The sequence below is a fragment of the Lysobacter stagni genome (assembly GCF_030053425.1).
GTDB lineage: Bacteria > Pseudomonadota > Gammaproteobacteria > Xanthomonadales > Xanthomonadaceae > Lysobacter_J > Lysobacter_J stagni.
On sequence record NZ_JASGBI010000001.1, the window covers coordinates 2,345,797 to 2,364,944 of the forward strand.

14 protein-coding genes and 1 tRNA gene are annotated in these 19,148 nt (G+C 67.0%); 6 read left to right on the forward strand and 9 right to left on the reverse strand.

Annotation, left to right across the window (positions count from 1 at the left end; translation table 11 throughout):
- Positions 1-14: 14 nt before the first annotated feature.
- From QLQ15_RS10975 to QLQ15_RS11010, 8 genes are all read right to left on the reverse strand, one after another.
- Positions 15-1,073 (reverse strand): quinone-dependent dihydroorotate dehydrogenase, encoded by a 1,059-nt coding sequence (locus tag QLQ15_RS10975; protein ID WP_283212813.1) that lies wholly within the window; start codon positions 1,071-1,073, stop codon positions 15-17.
- A gap of 101 nt (positions 1,074-1,174) precedes the next feature.
- Positions 1,175-2,707: an L-piperidine-6-carboxylate dehydrogenase gene (gene amaB, locus QLQ15_RS10980; RefSeq protein WP_283212814.1), complete on the reverse strand. Its 1,533-nt coding sequence runs from the start codon at positions 2,705-2,707 to the stop codon at positions 1,175-1,177.
- 80 nt (positions 2,708-2,787) lie between these two features.
- A tRNA-Arg gene (locus QLQ15_RS10985) sits at positions 2,788-2,864 on the reverse strand.
- Between the two features lie 70 nt (positions 2,865-2,934).
- Positions 2,935-4,200 carry a dicarboxylate/amino acid:cation symporter gene (locus QLQ15_RS10990; protein ID WP_283212815.1) on the reverse strand — a complete coding sequence of 422 codons (1,266 nt, stop codon included), beginning with the start codon at positions 4,198-4,200 and terminating at the stop codon, positions 2,935-2,937.
- A 54-nt stretch (positions 4,201-4,254) separates the two neighbouring features.
- The gene (locus tag QLQ15_RS10995) at positions 4,255-5,046 is read right to left on the reverse strand and encodes a L,D-transpeptidase family protein (protein WP_283212816.1); all 792 of its coding nucleotides are present in this window, start codon (positions 5,044-5,046) and stop codon (positions 4,255-4,257) included.
- Positions 5,047-5,067: 21 nt separating this feature from the next.
- Positions 5,068-5,916 carry a MurR/RpiR family transcriptional regulator gene (locus tag QLQ15_RS11000; protein ID WP_283212817.1) on the reverse strand — a complete coding sequence of 283 codons (849 nt, stop codon included), beginning with the start codon at positions 5,914-5,916 and terminating at the stop codon, positions 5,068-5,070.
- An 11-nt stretch (positions 5,917-5,927) separates the two neighbouring features.
- Positions 5,928-7,025 (reverse strand): dipeptide epimerase, encoded by a 1,098-nt coding sequence (locus QLQ15_RS11005; protein WP_283212818.1) that lies wholly within the window; start codon positions 7,023-7,025, stop codon positions 5,928-5,930.
- A gap of 45 nt (positions 7,026-7,070) precedes the next feature.
- Positions 7,071-8,474, reverse strand: a complete 1,404-nt coding sequence (locus QLQ15_RS11010) for a C40 family peptidase (protein ID WP_283212819.1) — start codon at positions 8,472-8,474, stop codon at positions 7,071-7,073.
- Positions 8,475-8,786: 312 nt separating this feature from the next.
- On the opposite strand from QLQ15_RS11010, the gene QLQ15_RS11015 reads away from it, so the two are divergent.
- The 5 genes from QLQ15_RS11015 (at position 8,787) to QLQ15_RS11035 (ending at position 16,998) form a co-directional block, all read left to right on the forward strand.
- Positions 8,787-10,259, forward strand: a complete 1,473-nt coding sequence (locus QLQ15_RS11015) for a transglutaminase-like domain-containing protein (protein WP_432277799.1) — start codon at positions 8,787-8,789, stop codon at positions 10,257-10,259.
- Between the two features lie 48 nt (positions 10,260-10,307).
- The gene (locus QLQ15_RS11020; protein WP_283212820.1) at positions 10,308-13,355 is read left to right on the forward strand and encodes a TonB-dependent receptor; all 3,048 of its coding nucleotides are present in this window, start codon (positions 10,308-10,310) and stop codon (positions 13,353-13,355) included.
- 112 nt (positions 13,356-13,467) lie between these two features.
- Positions 13,468-14,733 carry a diaminopimelate decarboxylase gene (lysA, locus tag QLQ15_RS11025; RefSeq protein ID WP_283212821.1) on the forward strand — a complete coding sequence of 422 codons (1,266 nt, stop codon included), beginning with the start codon at positions 13,468-13,470 and terminating at the stop codon, positions 14,731-14,733.
- The gene (locus QLQ15_RS11030; protein WP_283212822.1) at positions 14,723-16,288 is read left to right on the forward strand and encodes a serine hydrolase; all 1,566 of its coding nucleotides are present in this window, start codon (positions 14,723-14,725) and stop codon (positions 16,286-16,288) included. Before lysA ends, QLQ15_RS11030 begins: the two co-directional genes overlap by 11 nt.
- 35 nt (positions 16,289-16,323) lie before the next feature.
- A complete protein-coding gene (locus tag QLQ15_RS11035; RefSeq protein ID WP_432277855.1) occupies positions 16,324-16,998 on the forward strand; it encodes a M15 family metallopeptidase in 675 nt (224 codons plus the stop codon).
- A gap of 15 nt (positions 16,999-17,013) precedes the next feature.
- Here the strand turns inward: QLQ15_RS11035 and QLQ15_RS11040 are convergent, their stop codons facing one another.
- Entirely contained in the window at positions 17,014-18,075 is a 1,062-nt protein-coding gene (locus tag QLQ15_RS11040; protein WP_432277800.1) for a serine hydrolase domain-containing protein, read from the reverse strand.
- Positions 18,076-18,347: 272 nt separating this feature from the next.
- Between QLQ15_RS11040 and QLQ15_RS11045 the strand changes: the two genes are divergently transcribed.
- Positions 18,348-19,124, forward strand: a complete 777-nt coding sequence (locus tag QLQ15_RS11045) for a uracil-DNA glycosylase family protein (RefSeq protein ID WP_283212824.1) — start codon at positions 18,348-18,350, stop codon at positions 19,122-19,124.
- Positions 19,125-19,148: the final 24 nt, after the last annotated feature.

The window sequence follows — 19,148 nt, forward strand, 5'->3', positions numbered from 1 at the left end:
TTCGCGGGCAGGGATCATACGATGGGCGGCATGTTGCCGCGGCTCGGGGCTTCCTTGCGCCGGCGCATGGCTTCCACGCATTCGTGCACGAGTGTGGGCCCGCGATAGACCAGGCCGGTGTAGCACTGCACCAGTGTCGCGCCGGCCGCCATCTTCGCGGCCGCGTCGGCGCCGGACAGGATGCCGCCCACGCCGATCATCGGGATCGATTCGGGCAGGCGCGTGCGCATCATGCGCAGCACTGCGGTGGCCTGGCCCAGCAACGGTTTGCCGGACAGGCCGCCGGCTTCGTTCGCGTGCGGCGCGCCTTCGATGCCGATGCGCGAGACGGTGGTATTCGTGGCGATCACGCCGTCCACCTGCAGGTCGCCCAGCACGCGCGCGGCGGCCTCGACGTCCTCGTCGGAGAGGTCGGGCGCGATCTTCACCAGCATCGGCACGCGCTTGCCATGCAGCGCACCGAGGCGTTCCTGTGCCTCGCGCAGCGTTCCGACCAGGCGACGCAGCGCCTGTTCTTCCTGCAACTCGCGCAGGCCCGCGGTGTTGGGCGAGGAAATGTTGACCGTGACGTAATCGGCGAGCGGGTACACGCGCTCCAGGCAGAGCAGGTAGTCCTGCTCGGCGGACTCGTTGGGCGTGTCCTTGTTCTTGCCGATGTTGATGCCCAGCAGCCCGTGCCGGCGCTTGGCCTTCTCGACGTTGCGCACCAGTGCGTCGACACCGCCGTTGTTGAAGCCCAGGCGGTTGATGACGGCCTGCTGGTCGGGCAGGCGGAACATGCGCGGCTTCGGGTTGCCTTCCTGCGGGCGCGGCGTGACCGTGCCCACTTCGACGAAACCGAACCCCAGCGCCAGCAGCGCGTCGATGTGGGCGCCGTTCTTGTCCAGGCCCGCAGCCAGGCCGACCGGGTTGGGGAAGGTCAGACCGAACGCACGCGTCGGCAGCGGGGCCGGGCGCCGCGACAGCAGGGCGCCCGCACCCGTGCGGTACGCCACTTCCATCGCCCGCAGCGTCGCGCCGTGGGCGGTTTCGGCATCCAGGCCAAACAGGAAGGGGCGAACGAGTCCGTACATGGATGCCGGGTTCGGAGTTGTGGTCGGTATCGCAGGTTAACGGAACACAGGGCGTCGAGTCGGGCGGCGATGGATTTCGCCGCCCGGAATCGCGACGGTCCTTACAGATCGAACTTGATGCCCTGGGCCAGCGGCAGCGCGTCGGAGTAGTTGATGGTGTTGGTCTGGCGGCGCATGTAGGCCCTCCAGGCGTCCGAGCCGGACTCGCGGCCACCGCCGGTTTCCTTCTCGCCGCCGAAGGCGCCGCCGATCTCCGCGCCCGAGGTGCCGATGTTGACGTTGGCGATGCCACAGTCCGAACCGGCCGCCGACAGGAACGCCTCGGCCGCCTTCAGGTTCTGGGTGAAGATCGACGACGACAGGCCCTGCGGGACGTCGTTCTGCAGGTGGATGGCCTCGTCCAGCTGGCTGTACTTCATGACGTACAGGATCGGTGCGAAGGTCTCGTGCTGCACGATCTCGGCGTCGTTCGACAGACCGGTCACGATCGCCGGCAGTACGAAGTTGCCGGGACGGTCGATCGCGGTGCCGCCGGTCTCGATCTTGCCGCCGCTGGCCTTGGCCTTCTCGATCGCGTCCAGGTAGGCCTGCACGCCGTCGCGGCTGTTGAGCGGGCCCATCAGGTTGGTCGGGTCGGTCGGGTCGCCAATCTTCTTCTCGACCTGCTTGTAGGCGGCGATGAGCTTGGCCAGCACGTCGTCGTAGATCGACTCATGCACGAACAGGCGACGCGTGGTGGTGCAGCGCTGGCCGGCGGTACCGACCGCGCCGAACGCGATGGCGGGAATGGCCAGCTTCAGGTCGGCCGAGGGATCGACGATGATCGCGTTGTTGCCGCCCAGTTCCAGCAGCGAACGGCCCATGCGGCGTGCGACGCGCTCGCCGACGATGCGGCCGACCTTGGTCGAGCCGGTGAAGCTGATCAGCCCGATGCGCTTGTCGTCGACGAAGCTCGAGGCGAGTTCGGTGCCGGCGTCGTTGAACAGGAAGAAGATGTCCGGGAAGCCGCCGGCCTTCAGCGCTTCGTTGCAGATCTTCATCGAGGCGATCGCCGACAGCGGGGTCTTCGGCGAGGGCTTCCAGATCGTGATGTCGCCGCAGATGGCAGCGATGAACGAGTTCCAGGCCCACACGGCGACCGGGAAGTTGAAGGCGGAGATCACGCCGACCAGACCGATCGGGTGCCACTGCTCGTACATGCGGTGGCCGGGACGCTCGGAATGCATGGTCAGGCCGTAGAGCTGGCGCGACAGGCCGACGGCGAAGTCGCCGATGTCGATCATCTCCTGCACTTCGCCATCGCCTTCGGGCTTGGACTTGCCCATCTCCAGCGCGACCAGCGAGCCCAGCGCGTCCTTGTGCTTGCGCAGCGCATCGGCGCACAGGCGGATGGCTTCGCCGCGGCGCGGTGCCGGCGTGGTGCGCCACACCTTGAAGGCAGCCTGGGCGCGCTCGACGATGGTGTCGTAGTCGTCCTGCGAGGAAGCGTGGACCTTGGCCAGCACGTCACCGTTGGTCGGGTTCACCGGTTCGAGCACGCCCGCGTCGCGGGTGGCGGACCACTCTCCATGGCCGAGGTAGGTGCCGGATTCGGTGTCGTTGAGACCGAGGGCGGTGAGTACGGGGTGGGTCATCGAAGGCTCCTTGGGCTGGGACGGGCGCCCGGGTCGGAAGCGGGGGCTTCCGGCGGTGCGGGTGCATGCGCTCGTCGCAATGGCGGCCCCGACACGATTCGAACGTGCGACCTGTCCCTTAGGAGGGGACCGCTCTATCCAACTGAGCTACGGGGCCATGAGCCGGGCATTTTCGCATGAACCCGCCGGATCGGGGCCCGGCTTTTGCGGGCCCCCGACCGGACATGTCAGACGGAAGGCTCGACCGGTGCGGCGGGATCGACCGCCTCGTGCTGGCCTTTCGCCACCACCGTGGTGGCCGTTAGGTCGCCCGTGACATTGCCCAACGTGGCGAATACGTCGGGGATGGTGTCCAGCGCCAGCAGCACGCCCAGGGGTTCCACCGGCAGGCCCAGCGCCTGCGTCACCGGCATGTTGGTCGCCATGAAGCTCACCTGGCCCGGCAGGCCCACCGAACCCATGCTGATCACCACCGCCAGCGCGGCCGCTGCGGCCCACTGCGCCACGCTCAGGTCCACGCCGTAGGCCCAGGCGACGAACGCCGCCACGCCCATGTACTGGATGGGGCTGGTGATGCGGAACAGCGACACCGCCATCGGCAGCACCAGCGAGGTCACGCTGAGCGGATGCCCCAGGCGCTCGCGCGAGGATTCGATCATCGCCGGCAGCGAGGCCAGCGACGACTGCGTACTGGCCGCCACCGCCTGCGCCGGCAGGATGGCCGAAGCGAAGCGCTGCAGGCGTTCGCGACCGGCGATCACCGCGATGGGATACATCAACGCCGTCGCGCACAGGTACATGGTGCACAGGATGGCGATGTACCAGCCGAAGGCACCGATCATGCCGTGGCCAACGCGCGCGCAGACCGCCAGCACCAGCGCGAACACGCCGATCGGCGCAACCCACAGCACCCAGTGCACGATCACGATCATGACGTCGGCGATGCCCTGGACCAGTTCCAGCACGCGGGCGCGTCGACCGGCGTCGATACGCGTGAGACCGAAACCGAAGAACAGGGCGAACACCACCAGCGGCAGCATCGCGCTCTGCGCGGCGGCGGCGATGGCGTTGCTGGGAATGATGCCGGCGAACCATTCCGACAGTGAACTCGGCAAAGTCAGCTGCGCCGCGCCCGCGGTGGCGGCGCGCAGCGAATCGGCCAGCCCTTCCTGGCGCGGCACGAACGAGAACAGGATCGGCGCGAGGATGGCGGCGAAGGCCGCGCACACGCTGAGGATGACCACGAAGGTCACGATGGCGCGGCGCGCGGTCCGACCGGACGCGGCGGCGTCGGTGGCGTTGTTCACGCCGATCACCACCAGCGCCGCGACCAGCGGCACCACCGTCATCTGCAGGGCGTTGAGCCACAGCCGGCCCACCGGCGCGACCACGTCGGCCACCTTCACCGCCAGCGCGGGATCGCCCCAGGCCAGCAGCAGGCCAATGACGGCACCAAGGAACAGGGCGAGCAGTACGCGGGCGGTGGGCGACATCAGCTATCCAGTGGGCGTTGATCGGATCCGGCCAGGTCGGAGGCAGGACGGCGCCTATTGTGGTCGCGTCGGGGAGGCAATGGGCAGCCCCCAGGCCGCATGCAGCCGTGCCAGTTCGTTATCGGGCAATAACACGAACACCGGGTGCCGCTCCGGGGAGAGCCAGGCCAGCAGTTGTTGCATCGCCGGTTCGGCCATCGCGGTGCAGCCCGCGGTCGGCTCGCCCGGCGCCTTCCACAGGTGGGCGAAGATGCAGCTGCCCGCGCCGCTGCGGTTGTCCGGGTTGTGCTCGATCACGAAGCCGAGCTTGTAGCGCTGGTCGCCATCGGCGTGCAGATCGCGACGCATCGGCTCGCTCGATCCCTGCACGGCGTCCTCGCCCACCTCGCGTGCGTCGACGATGCGGTTGTAGATCGGGGAATCGTTGACGTCGATGCACCAGTCCGACGCCGTCATGCCCTGGTAAGGCCAGCCGGTCGCAGCCGAATCCGCATAGCCGAATGCGGTGCCGATACGGAACACGCCGGCCGGTGCGCGACCGTCTCCTTCGCGCTTCTGTGGGCCATCCGCCTGCGCCGTGTTCAAGCCGACACCCCATGCCGATCCGCTGCGGCCCACCGAGATCGGTTGCGCTTCGCCCACCTGGCGCCATTGCGCGCCATCGCGCTCGAAGCGTTGCAGCGTGCCGGTGGAGGCGTTCCAGTCGGGGGTCGTCACCAGCACCAGCTGGCGGGCGTCGTCCCACGGTTGCGATGCGGTCTTCTTCGTCGCCGTTCCCGCGCAGGCCGACACGCCCAGCAGGAGGGCGATCAGGCAGGTGCGTCGCAACCCGTCGGTCAAAGGCATCGGCATGTCTCGTGGTGGATGTCAGCTGTCCAGCAGGTCCTGCATGCGCTCGAAGTTCACGTCGAGCTGCATGCGGCGATCCTCGCTGGCATCGCACAGCAGGATGAAGATGAGGTCCAGAAGGTGTTGCAGCGCCGACTGGTAGAGCAGTGGTTCGATGTGGCGACGCTCGTCGTGCGCCGATACCAGCAGGGCATCGTTCGCGTGCGCGCGCAACGGGTTGGGCGTGTGCCGCGTGACCGACACCACCTTGCCCACGCGCTCGCGGAACAGGTGGCTGATCTGGCACAGCGACGGCTGGCGGCCGTGCTCGGAGAACACCATCAGCACGTCGCCGGGTGCGGCCGTCGACACGCCGGCCTGCATCAGGATCGCGTCGACGTAATGCACCGTCAGCACGCCCAGCATCGACAGGCGCGTGGCGAACGCGCGTGCCGGGATGCCGTCCTCTCCCAGGCCGATGATGAACACCTTGCCCGCCTGCTGGATGGCGTGGGCGATGGCATCGATGCGCTCGGGCGGATTGATCAGCCGCGTTTCCGCCTCGGCCTGCGCCTTCAGGTGCCACAGGCTCTCGGCCAGCGCGGCGTGCGGGTCATCGCGGCGTGTCTCGCCGGTACCGGCTTCTTCTCCGCCATCGCCACGCGCCACGGCCTGGCCGATCGAGTACTTGAGGTCCGGATAGCCCTTGTAGCCCAGCTTCTGGCTGAACTTGACCACGCTGGACTGGCTGATGCCCAACGCGTTGGCCAACTGCTGCGAGGAGTAGTCGCGCAGCAGGTGTGCGTTTTCCAGCAGGAAGTCGGCGATTCGCCGTTCGATCGCCGACATCTGGTCGCGTTCCGCGCGGATCTTCAACAGTGGCGACATCCGGGCTCCGCTCAGTCGGGAAGCAGTTCGAGGCCGCGGATCTCGCGGATGCCAAGGCCGGGCGCGTCGGTCACCGAGATCTCCGATTCGTTGAAGATCACGCCGCCGTCCACCGGATTGAACGCGCTGAGCGAGGGGCCGTCCAGGTCCACCTTGGTGATGGCGTTGGACTTGGCCACCGCCAGGTGCACGGCCGCGGCCACGCTGATGCTGCTTTCCAGCATGCAGCCGATCATGCATTCCACGTCGTACAGCGCGGCGATGTCGGCGATGCGGATGGCATTGGACAGGCCTCCGGTCTTCATCAGCTTGATGTTGATGATGTCGGCCGCGCGCATGCGGATCAGGTCGATCACCTCGGTCGGGCCGAATACGCTCTCGTCGGCCATGATCGGGGTGTGCACGCGTTCGGTGACGTACTTCATGCCGTCCAGGTCCTGTGCCTTCACCGGCTGCTCGACCAGTTCCAGGCGCACACCGGCGTCCTCGAGCATGTTGATCGCGTGCACCGCCTGCTTGGCCGTCCAGCCCTGGTTGGCGTCCAGGCGGAGCAGGGCGCGGCCCTCGACGGCGGCGTAGATCGCCTTGACGCGCTCGATGTCGACGCCGATGTCCTTGCCCACTTTGATCTTCAGCGACTCGAAGCCGCGATCCACGGCGCTGATCGAATCGGCCACCATCTTGTCGATGTAATCGACGCTGATGGTGATGTCGGTGGTGATCACCGGGTCGCCGCCGCCGAGCATCTTGTACAGCGGCACGCCGTAGAGCTGGCCGAACAGGTCGTACACCGCGATCTCCACCGCGGCCTTGGCGCTGGTGTTCTTCTCCAGCGCGGTCTGGATGAGCTGGGTGATCCGGTTGAGGTTGGCGATTTCCTGGCCGATGAGGCGCGGCGCGATGAACTTGCGGATCGCCTCGATGATCGAGCCGTGCGTGTCGCCGGTGATGACCGCGGTGGCCGGCGCTTCGCCGTAGCCGATGTGCCCGGTGTCGGTGTGCACTGCGACCACGATGTCCTCCACCGCCTCGACCGTGCGCAGCGCGGTCTTGAACGGCGTCTTCAGCGGTACGCGCAGCATGCCGAAACGGATATCGGTGATTTTCATTGGGTCCGGAAGTTCGCAGTTCGAAAGGGGATGGCGGCGCGGCCCTTACGGGCGGATGCGCTGGATGTTGGTGATGCGGTCCACGAAGGTCTGCTTGCCGTTGAACAGCAGCGGCGTGAGCGGCGAGACCGTCACGCCGTTGGTCTTCGCCCGGACGGTGGTGCCGTCCGCGCCGGCGAAGCTCAGGCCGGTCGTGTCGTGGATGACGTAGGGTTCGCCGTCGATCTGCCCGATCACCATCATCACGTGGCCGGGGATGTAGACCAGGTCGCCCACCTGCAGGTCGCGCACCACGGCCAAGCGCTTGTCGCGGCCGTCCTTCTCGCTGAGGGCGATGCGGTTGAGCGCCGGGCTGACGGCCTGGTCGCTGGTGTTGCGCGGCAACTGCACGCCCATGCTGCGGTAGACCTCGGACACGAAGCCGCTGCAGTCGCGTGCGTTATAGCTGTGGCCCCATCCGTAGCGTTCGCCCAGGAACCTGAAGCCCTGTTCGATGATGTGGCGCGGGGTGAGGGCGAGGTGCTGCGCCTGGGTCGGTTCGCGTTGCGGCAGCAGGGCCGGCGCGAAGCGCAGGCTGCCGTCGGGATTGCGCACGGGCAGCTCGATGACGTGCGCAGTGTAGGCGTGCTGGCCATTCACCGGCGTGCCCATCGGCCAGTCGGCCAGCACCGGCACGCGCACGCCCATGTCGAGCTGCAGCTCCGAAACCGCGGGTTCTTCCGGGGTGAAGACAGTGGTCGCGCGGGCACCGGTAACCACGCGGTACGGTGTCTTGTTTCCGTAGCCCAGTACCTGTTCGGCGGTGCCCTCGGCGACGTGGCGTTTCTCGATCCACGCCGCATAGCGCGTGTTGACGACGAACCACCATTCGCCGTCGCGGCTTTCATGCACGATCGCCACCGGGTCGCCCGGGAACAGGCCACTCTCCTGGAAGCGGTCGATGTCGTGGTCGTCGTTGGCGCTGAATACCCGGGTCCGCGTGGGGAAGCTGCGCAGATCCGCGCGGTGGACGACCAGCCCGAAGCGCGTCGCCTGGTTGGCGGGAATCGCCGCGAGGTTCGCGTTGACGACGATGTCGTCCAGCACCTGCGTCGCGACCGGTTGCCCGCGTTCGTCGAACAGGGGCCGCGTGGGCCGCTTCGACAGCCCCTCTACCCATGCGGCGACCTGCGCGCGGTCCAGCGTCTTCGGCAGCGCGGCAAGGTCATGCATGCTGCGGTCGGTCGCCATCAGGCGCGCGTTCTGTGCGGCAATTGCCCCGGCGTCGAGGATCACGCGGTCGGGATCGGCCTGGCGCGCGATCCAGAACGCGGGGTCCAGCTGCGCCTTCTCGACGCCGACGACGCCCGTATCCGCGGGGACGCTCCACGACCGTTCGAACGCCAGCGCGGAGTGCGATACGGCGACGGCCAGCAGGGCGGAGAGGACAAGGAAGCGAATGGGGCGCATGGCGCGGAGTCCGGAATCAGGCGTGCTGGGCCGCGGCGGAAAGGTGCGGGGCATCGGGGCGCGACGAAGGGCCGGGGCCAAGGAATCGGACAGGCGCCGCAACGCTTCGCAGGACCAGACCATTCCCATCATTGCGTCCCCTCATGACCACCGAAGGAAGGCGGCGGCCTGCGGGTCAGAATAGATACTTCCTTTTCTGGATTAGTCAAGAATAAATTATTGACCACGTACTCCCTTCATGTTACACAGCGGTGAAACCGCCCTGTGAGCAGGAAGCGCGTGAACGGTCCCTGGTTACCGCTCCAATCGCCAATGCCCCGGACGCGCACCCCGCGCGCACTGGCCGGTGCCGCGCTGGCCATCGCGTTTGCCGTGCAGGTCGCGATGGCGCAGGCCGTGCCCGACGCGGTGCAGCGCAATGCCGCGCGGATCGATGCCGGCCAGTTCGCCGCCGCGCGAGCGGAGATCGATGCCCACCTCGCGGCCGCCGACATCGACGCCGACACCGCCCGCGCCCTCGAATTCCAGCGCGAACGCATGCGTCGCATCCGTCTGGATTTCACCCTCAGTGCGGATCAGGCCAGGGCCAGGCTGCGCGAATCCATCCCTGACCTGCGCGAGGACGAGTTCCAGCGCTGGACCGCGTCGAACCAGCTCGAGCACATGGTCATCGACGGCACCCCGTACTACTTCAACCGCTCGGTCTCGAACCTGTTCCGCGTGAGTCCCGAGGCGCTCGCGCGCCGGGCCACGCCGTTCCGGCGTAACGACGGGCCGATGGAGAACGCGAACGCCTACCACGACAAGGCCGTCGCCGAAGCCCGCGCGGGTGGAAGGACCAGCGTGGCGCCGCGACGCGTGCGCGTGACGCAGGCCATCACGGTCAATGCCGACGCCGTCCCCGCGGGCGAGACGCTGCGCGCATGGATTCCGTATCCGCGTGCGTTGCCCGGGCAGCAGGAGGACATCCGTTTCCTGTCCAGCGCGCCGTCGACGCATTCGGTCGCGCCCGAATCGACGATGCAGCGCACGGTCTACCTGGAACAACCCGCGGTGGCGGGGAAGCCGACCACGTTCTCGATCAGCTACGAGCTGACCGTGTACGGCCAGCACCACCGCATCGACCCGGACAAGGTCGTTCCGCTTACCGCGCAGCAGCGTGAGGACATGGCCGCCCAGCTAGCCGAGCGCCCGCCGCACATGGCGTTCACCGACGACCTGCGCGCGTTCTCGAAGCAGGTGGTCGGCGACGAGAAGAATCCGTACCGCATCGCGCAGAAGCTGTTCCAGGCAGTGGACCGCATTCCCTGGGGGGGTGCGCGCGAGTATTCGACGATCACCAACATCAGCGACTACGCGCTGCATGCCGACCACGCCGATTGCGGCCAGCAGACGTTGCTGCTGATGACGCTGCTGCGCTTGAACGGGATCCCGTCGAAGTGGCAGTCGGGCATGGTCTATTCCGACGGCTCGTACGACAACCTGCACGACTGGGGAGCGCTGTACCTGGCGCCCTACGGCTGGGTGCCGATGGACGTGACCACCGGTCAGTTCAAGGGCGCGCGCGACGCGGAGGTCGAGTGGTTCTACCTCGGCGGTCTGGACGCGTATCGCATCGCCTTCAACGACGACTTCGGAACGGACTTCGTTCCTGCAAAACAGCATTTCCGGTCGGAGACCGTGGATTCGCAACGCGGCGAAGTGGAGTGGGCCGGGGGGAACCTCTATTTCGACCAGTGGGATTACGCGTTCCGTGCGCAGGTGCTGCCGGTCGCGGGGAAGTAGATCAAACCGATTTTTTCTGGAATCCAACCATTTGAGAGGGGAGAGGGGATGAGCGGCAAGGCTTTGCGTAAGGCGGCGTTGTGCATGGCGCTGGGTGCGTGCATCGCGACCATGGCGCCGTTGGTGAGCGCGCAGAACGTCACCGGTTCCGTCGGCGGCCGCGCGAGCGCGGGCGACCAGATTACCGTCGTCAACAACGCCACCGGCTTGAGTCGCACCGTAACGGTCGGTTCCGACGGGACGTATCGACTCGGCCAATTGCCGGTGGGCGATTACCGCCTGCAGGTGATTCGCGAAGGGCAAGCGGTCGGTGAGGCCGTTGCGGTCAATGTAGCGCTGGGTGGCACCACCACGGTGAACCTGGGCGCACAGGGCGAGGTCGTCAACCTCGCCGCGATCCAGGTCATCGGCTCGCGCGTGGTGAACCGCGTTGACGTCAGGTCCACTGAAACGGCGACCAATATCACCCGCGAGGAACTCAAGCGCCTGCCGGTGCAGCAGAGCGTCGAAGCGGTGGTGCAGCTCGCGCCCGGCGTGCAGGCGGGCAATGCGACCTTCGGCGGACTGACGTTCAGTGGCTCGTCGGTGGCCGAGAACGCCGTGTACATCAACGGCCTAAACGTCACCGATTTCTACACGAGGCAGGGCTTCTCCAGCGTTCCGTTCGCCTTCTACCGCGAATTCCAGATCAAGACGGGCGGCTACTCGGTCGAGTTCGGTCGCAGCACCGGCGGCGTCGTCAACACGATCACGCGTTCGGGCACCAACGAAGTCGAAGGTGGCGTGGAGATCACGTTCGAGCCGGCCGCGATGCGTTCCTCGGCCGATGACCAGTACCACAAGGACGGCACCGTCCATGCGCTGGCCAGCCGCGACGAGCAGCAGTTCACCAAGGCCAACGTCTGGGCGTCCGGCCCGCTCGTGCGCGACCGCCTGTTCCTGTTCGCGATGTACGAGCAGCGCGACACCGGCGAGCGCAACACCAACGACCCCGGCAACACCTGGACTGACAGCGACACGAGCGACGGGTTCTGGGGCGCCAAGCTGGACTGGAACATCACCGACAACCACCTGCTTGAAGTACTGGCCTTCTCCGACAAGTCCGATACGGAGGCGGCGGCGTACAACTACGTCTTCGCCACGGGCGAGATCGGCGCCTACCAGGGCGACAGCTTCTCCACGACGGGTGGCGACAACTGGTCGCTCACCTACACCGGTCACATGACCGAGAACTTCGTCGCCAAGGCGATGTACGGCATCAACAACCGCAGCAGCTTCGTGCGCTCGGCACTGGATGAACAGTGCAGTCGCGTGACGGCGGGCTCCAGCTACTCGACGATCTACAACTCGATGGGCAGGCCAGTGCTTGGCTGCCACCCGACCGGTAACTCGGTGGTCCATCGCGACGATGAGCGCGAAGCCTCGCGCCTGGACTTCGAATGGAGCCTGGGGGATCACTTGCTCCGCTTCGGTTTCGATCGCGAACTGATGACCACCGAGCAGTCCTCGCGCTATCCGGGCCCGGAGGGTCAGACCTACACCGCCATCACCGTCGTGCCCGGCCAGGAGATCTGGGACACGTCGGGCGCATTCGTGCCGGCAGGCGTCACCCAGGCCATCGACGCGCGCAGGCGCCTGCTGGGCGGTACGTTCGAGACGGAGGCCAATGCGTTCTACATCGAGGACAACTGGAACGTCACGCCCAACCTGCTGCTCAACCTTGGCGTGCGCTGGGACAGCTTCGACAACCGCACGGCGGCCGGCGACAGCTTCATCAAGATCGACGACATGATTGCGCCGCGCGGTGGCTTCTCGTGGGACATGAAGGGTGATGGCAGCACCAAGCTGTACGGCAACCTGGGCCGTTACTACCTGCCCGTCACTAACAACATCAACGTGTCGTTCGCTGGTGGCCTGATCGACGAGCACACCTACTACGCTCTCAACGGATGGAGCCAGCAGACCAATCCGGTCACCGGCGCGGCTTACCTGGCGCCCGTGCTGGGCCCGCAGATCGGCCCGGTGGACGACCGCCTGAACGTCGGCGGCGGCGACCTGCGCCAGAGCGTGGACCGCGACATCAAGGCGGTTTACCAGGACGAGTTCATCCTGGGCTACCAGGCCATGCTCGATCCGGCGTGGTCCTGGGGCGTCAATGGCACGTACCGCCGCATGGAACGCGCGCTCGACGACATCCGCATCAACCACACGCCGTGCGGACCGACCGGCAGCACGCTGTTCCCGATCGGCAACCCCGGCGAGAACATGACGATCTGGGGCGACGAAAGCATCGGCTGCGCGACCGAGGGCTGGATCACCATCGACACCTCGAAGGACGGCTACCGCAAGGGCGGCAGTGGCGAGGTCATCGGCTACTACGATCCGGAGCGCACATACAAGGCGGTGGAGTTCCAGATCGACCGCGCGTGGGACGAGAAGTGGGCGCTCAATGCCTCCTACCTGTGGTCCAAGTCGGAAGGCAACTTCGAAGGCCCGGTAAATTCGGACCTGGGGTATGGCGATACCGGCATGGTCCAGCACTGGGATCACCCGGCCAACAACGAGCGCTACGGCTACCTGTTCAACGACCACCGCCACCAGATCAAGGTGCGCGGCAGCTACGCACTCAACGAGCAGTGGACGTTTGGCGCCAATCTGCAGGTGCAGTCGGGCGGTCCCGTGACGGCCTTCGGCGTCGTATGGCCGAACGACAGCACCGCGGCCGGCAGCTTCACCAATGAGTTTGGCAGCGGCGGATCGGGCTGGATCTGCGTGGATAAATGTTCCGGCCGGGATCCGGTTACCGGCGTTGCGTACACGTATGCGGATCGCGTACTCGAGTACACGCCGCGCGGCGCCTACGGAACCCTGCCGTGGACCTGGACACTGGGCGCCAACGTGACCTGGAAGTTGCCGGTGGAGACGACCGACCTGCAGGTGCGGTTCACCGTCTTCAACCTGACCAACAACCAGGAGAAGGTGAATATCCACTCGCGTTACGAAGCGGCGCCGGGTGTCTACCGTCCGTACTTCGAGGAGGGCACGCGGTGGCAGTCGCCGCGTTATGCGCAGCTGGTCGTGAGCTGGCGCTTCTGAGGCCAGTGGTGAAGGCGCCTGGCGGCGAAGGTCGCCAGGCGCAGCGGCGTGGGCTCCCGGTATTCCGGGAGACGGAAGGGGTCCACGCACGATCAAGGGACGAGATATTTCGATGACTGTACTGACTGGCGTGGACGATGCGAGGCTGTTCGATGGCGTGGACCTGCACACGCTCGCCTCGCGGGTCCAGACACCGCTCTACGCGTATTCCAGCAGCGTGATCCGCCAACGCACGACCGCCCTGCAGGACGCGTTCGCCGGCCTCGACCTGCGCATCTGCTACGCGGTGAAGGCCAACTCCAACCTCGCCATCCTGCAGCTGGTGGCGCAGCAGGGTGTTGGCGCGGACATCGTCTCGGTGGGCGAACTGCACCGTAGCCTTCGCGCAGGTATCCCCGCCGAACGCATCGTGTTTTCCGGCGTCGGCAAGACCGCGGAGGAGATCCGCGCGGCGTTGTCCGCCGGCATCTGGCGTTTCAACGTCGAATCGGCGGACGAGCTGCTGTTGCTGCAGGAGGTCGCGCGCGAAGAGGGCGTGTGCGCACGCGCGGCGGTTCGCGTGAATCCCGACGTGGATGCACAGACCCACGCCAAGATCTCCACCGGCAAGGCCGAGAACAAGTTCGGCGTTTCGATCGACGAAGCGCGCACCTGGTTCGTCCGCGCCTCACGCATGAGCCATGTGCAGCTGGACGGCCTGCACGCCCACATCGGCTCGCAGATCCTCAACCTGGAGCCCTTCCGTCACGCCCTGCGCCGGGTCGAGGATTTCCGTCAGGAACTCGAAGCCGCGGGCCATCCCATCCACAGCGTGGACATCGGTGGCGGGCTGGGCGTGCGTTATCGCGCGGGCCATGACCGCCCCATCGCCATCGAGGACTACGCGGCGCTGGTGCGCGAGACGTTTGCGGCCTTCAAGGGCACGCTCGTGGTGGAGCCAGGCCGCTGGCTGGTAGCCGAGGCCGGCGTGCTGGTGACGCGGGTGATCCGCGTGAAGCCTGGCGCCGACCGCGAGTTCCTCATCGTGGATGCAGCGATGAACGACCTGCTTCGTCCGGCGTTGTACGACGCCTGGCACGACATCGTGCCGCTTCGCCCGCGTCGCGAAAGCGCGTGCTACGACGTGGTCGGCCCGGTCTGCGAGACCGGCGACACGTTCGCCCGCGGTCGCGACATGCCGCGCTGCGAGGCCGGCGACCTGTTGATGATCGGTGGCACCGGCGCGTACGGTGCCTCCATGGCCTCCACCTACAACTCGCGACCACTGGCCGCCGAGGTGCTGCTCGATGACGGTCGCTACGCGGTCGTGCGTCGTCGCCAGACCCTGGCGGAGATGATGCTGGGCGAACAACTCCCACAGGACTGGCATGAAGCGTGAATTCCGGTTCGGGCGCGCGTGCTGCGCCGGCTTGCTGGCGTTGCTGCCGCTGTTCGCCCACGCGGCACCGCGCACGGACCGCGCCGCGGTGGACGCTGCCTTCGACGAGGTGATGCGCCGTTACCGCTTGCCGGGACTGGCGCTTGGCGTGGTCGAGGACGGACGCGTGGTGTACACACGCACCGCTGGCGAACGGGTGGAAGGCGAGGGCGCGCGCATCGACGCGCAGACGCTGTTCAAGGTCGCCTCCAACACCAAGTCGATGACGACCGCGACGCTGGCCCGGCTGGTCGATGCCGGCAAGCTGCGCTGGGACGATCCGGTGGCGAAGTGGCTACCGCAATTTCGTATGTACGACCCATGGGTCGGTGAGAACATGCAGGTACGCGACCTGCTCATCCACGACAGTGGTCTGCGCGCCGGTGCCGGCGACCTGATGCTGTGGCCGGAACCCAACGCATTCACGCGTGCCGACATCATCCACGGCTTGGCTTACCTGAAACCGCAGCGCAGCTTCCGCTCCGGATACGACTACGACAACCTGATGTACATCCTCGCCGGCGAGGTTGCGGCCGCTGCCGGTGGCGCGCCGTACGAGACGCTGGTGCGTCGCGAAGTGTTCGAGCCGTTGGGTATGACGCGTTGCCAGGTCGGGCAGTGGAGTCGCACCGAGGTCGGCAATGTCGCACAACCGCACATGCGGCAGGGCGGCCGTAACGTGCCGGTGCGCAGCGACGGTGACGTGGTGCCGGCCTCGACCATGGACCCGGCCGGTGGCGTGCGCTGCAGTCTGGACGACATGCTGCGCTGGGTGACGGCATGGCTGACGTCGCAGGGCGGCACGGCGCAGTGGCTGTCGCAGACGCAGCGCGAAGCGCTGTGGGCACCGCAGATGCCCATGCCCATTTCCAGGCGCATGCGCGAGTGGGACAGCAGCCATTTCTCCGCCTACGGATACGGTTGGCGACTGGCCGATGTCGATGGCGTGTTCAAGGTCTCGCACACCGGCACGCTGATGGGCATGTACTCGGCCGTGACGATGCTGCCGGACAAGGGCGTCGGATTCGTCCTGATGATCAACGGCGAGGGCGAGGACGCACGCACGGTGCTCAACCAGGCGCTGGTGAAGCTCTACACGCGTCCGGGTGCCGGGCTGGACGCCGCGCATTACGCCGCGCTGCTCGAGAAGGAAGACGCCGCCACCCCTGCGAGCGAGAAGGCACCCGATACCTCCGCGCGCCGCGCCGCGACCGCGCGCGAGCTGTCGTCGCGCCTGGGCGTGTATCGGGATCCGTGGTTCGGCGAAGTCCGGCTGTGCCCGGAGGGCGAGGGCGTGCGCCTGGTGTCGGCCAAATCGCCCATGCTCGATGGCCGCGTGCAGAAGGTCGGAAAGCGTTGGCTGGTGGACTGGAACGATCCCAGCGTGGATGCCGAAGCGTGGCTGGACTTCGATGCAGGCGGCGCCGACCTGGCGATGAGCAAGGTCGATCCGCAGGCCGACTTCAGCTACGACTACGAAGACCTCGCGTTCAAGCGTACCGGGACGTGCCCGTGAAGCGGCTTGCAGGTGTGGTTGCGTGCCTTGTCGCGATGGCGATGACCGGCTGCGCGACGACGCCCGCGATGGACGTATCCGATGCCGCCACGCCACAGGCGGCCGGTCTGGTGGACATCCGCACGCTGGTGCCCGATATCGACCTCGACCTGCGCTACGCCGGCAGCGACAACTTCGTCGGTGCACATATCGACGGCTATGAGGCGCCGCGCTGCTATCTGCTTGCACCGGCCGCCAAGGCGCTGGCACAGGCTGAGCGGACACTACGTGAAGAAGGCATGCGGCTGCGCCTGTTCGATTGCTATCGCCCTGCGCGCGCGGTGCGTCATTTCGTCGCGTGGGCGAACGATCTGGACGATCAGGCCACCAAGGCGCGCCATTACCCGAACCTGGACAAGCGCGACCTGCTGGGCGGGTACATCTCGCCGACGTCCGGCCACAGTCGCGGTGCGACGGTGGACCTCACGCTGCTGCAGTGCGATGGCGGCGGCGCCTGTCGCCCATTCGACATGGGCACGGATTTCGACTTCTTCGACCCGCTCGCCAACACGGATTCGCCGAAGGCGAGCGCGTCGCAACACGCCAACCGCGACCGCCTGCGCCAGGCCATGCAGCGGGCTGGGTTCCGCAACTATCCGATGGAGTGGTGGCACTTCACGCTCGACCCCGAGCCCGCGCCGAAGACCTTCCTCGACGTTCCGGTGAAGTAGCCGGCGCGTGCGCCGTCAGTGCGCGGCGTCGCCGTCCCGCACCAGCACAGCGATCCGCTTGGCGGTTTCGTAGGGTTCCGGGTCGTCGCGGTTGGTCAGCACGACCACCGTCATGTGTTCTTTCGGATACCGCACGATGACGTTGCGGAAGCCGATGGTTTCGCCGGAATGCCACAGGCTGTCGCCGGTGATGCGCCAGCCGAAACCGTACTCCACGTCGGCCACGTCCGTCTTCGTGGCGGGCATGAATGCCTGTCGCAGCGAGTCGGCCTTGAGCAGGCGTTCGTCGTAGAGCGCGGCATCCCAGCGGGCCAGATCGTCGATGGACGAATAGATGCCGCCATCGCCCAGTACCGCGCTGGTGGTGCTCTGGTCGGTGCGTCGCCACGCGCCGTTCTCCAGGCTGTAGCCATACGCGCGATGCGCGACCTGCGAGATGCCGTCCTCGAAGGCGACGGTGCCCTGCATGCCCAGCGGCAGGAAGATGCGCTGCCGCAGGAAATCGGCATAGCGCAGGCCGGATGCGCGCTCGACGATGAGCGAGAGCAGCGCGTAGCCGCTGTTGCTGTAGCGATAGCCCTGTCCGGGCGGGAAATAGGTGGTGTGCTGGGATTCGAGCAGATGCAGCACGTCGGCATCGTGCACCTGCCGGGTGTCGGCCGGGTCCATGACGTCTTCGTAATCGATGAGTCCCGACGTGTGCGTCAACAGATGGCGCACGGTGATCGGCGCGGCCACCTCCGGCAACGAGGGCAGCCACTTGCGGACCGGATCGTCCAGCCCGAGACGGCCGTCCTGTGCCAACAACAGGATCGACGCCGCGGTGAACTGTTTGCTGACCGAAGCCAGACGATAGTTGGTGGCCGGGGTCGCGGCGACACGCGCTTCCATGTCGGCCATGCCGTAGCTGCGCCGCACGATGGGCCGTCCGTCGCGAAGCACCAGCACCGACGCGCCGGGCACCGTTCCATCGTGGTCGCGCATCAGTGCATCGATGTCCTGCTGCATTCGAGAGCCTCCACCCGCGCAACCGGCGAGCAGCAGGGCGGGTCCGATGAGCCAGGCCGGTTTGCGCATCGGGTGATCGTAGCTGTGCTCAACGCGCGCCGCACGTGCAGGCGTTGGCAGATCCGCAACCTTCGCCAGTCTGGAAGCAGGTGGCGCCGTCTGTGTTGCAGGCGATCGATCGTCGGGATCGGGAACGCGCGTGTGGCGCGCGAGAGGAGGCTTTCCCTGGCCTGTGGCTGGGGCCTGTGTCATGACACGGCGCGACAGACGGTTCGATGCTGGCCTGTACCGCGCTTCACCGGCGTTGTATTCGGCAGGAGCCTCATACCGAAGGACAGACCGTGGCCGAATTCGACAAGGGACCGCCCCAGCGCTTCGCCAACGTGTTCGCGCAGTGCCCGGATTACGGAGCGCTGAAAACGCATTTCTGGTACGACTGGGGGCCGGTGTTCTATCGCGGCCGACTGGACGGTTCCGCGCGCGTGCTGTGCGTGGCCTCCGATCCCGGCGCGACGGAGCGGATCGCCGGCCGGACGCTCGTCGGCGACGCCGGGCAACGCGTGCAGGGCTTCCTCGCCAAGCTGGGGCTCAGCCGCTCGTATCTGTGCCTCAATGCGTTTTCGTATGCATTGATTCCCTCGCAGTCCAGCGATGGCGATGACGTGCTGACGGACCCGGCGCAGGTGACTTGGCGGAATCGACTGTTCCGCATGGCGCGCGGGAAGAACCTGCAGGCCATCGTGGCGTTCGGCGTGCAGGCGCAGAAGGCCGTGGACCTGTGGCCCGGAAAGGACGACACGCCGGTGTTCAAGGTGCCGCATCCCAGCAGTCGCGACGAAGCCGTCCTGCTGGCGAAGTGGAAGAGCGCGGTCACGTCGTTGCGCGGCATCGTCACGCCGGACGACGATGGGCCCAGTGGCCTGCCCAATTACGGCTCGGCCTTCCGCGAGAGCGACTACGCGGCGGTTCCCCGGCGCGACCTTCCGTTCGGTGCGCCCGCCTTCCTGGGCGACGACAGCCGCGGGCGCGCATCCTCGCCGCCGCAGCGCACCAGCGTCAGTCGCCCGCAACCGGACGACCGCCACACGCTGATCTGGACCGCTCCCGCGTCCCCCTAGTGTCGCGTGACGCGACCGAACGAG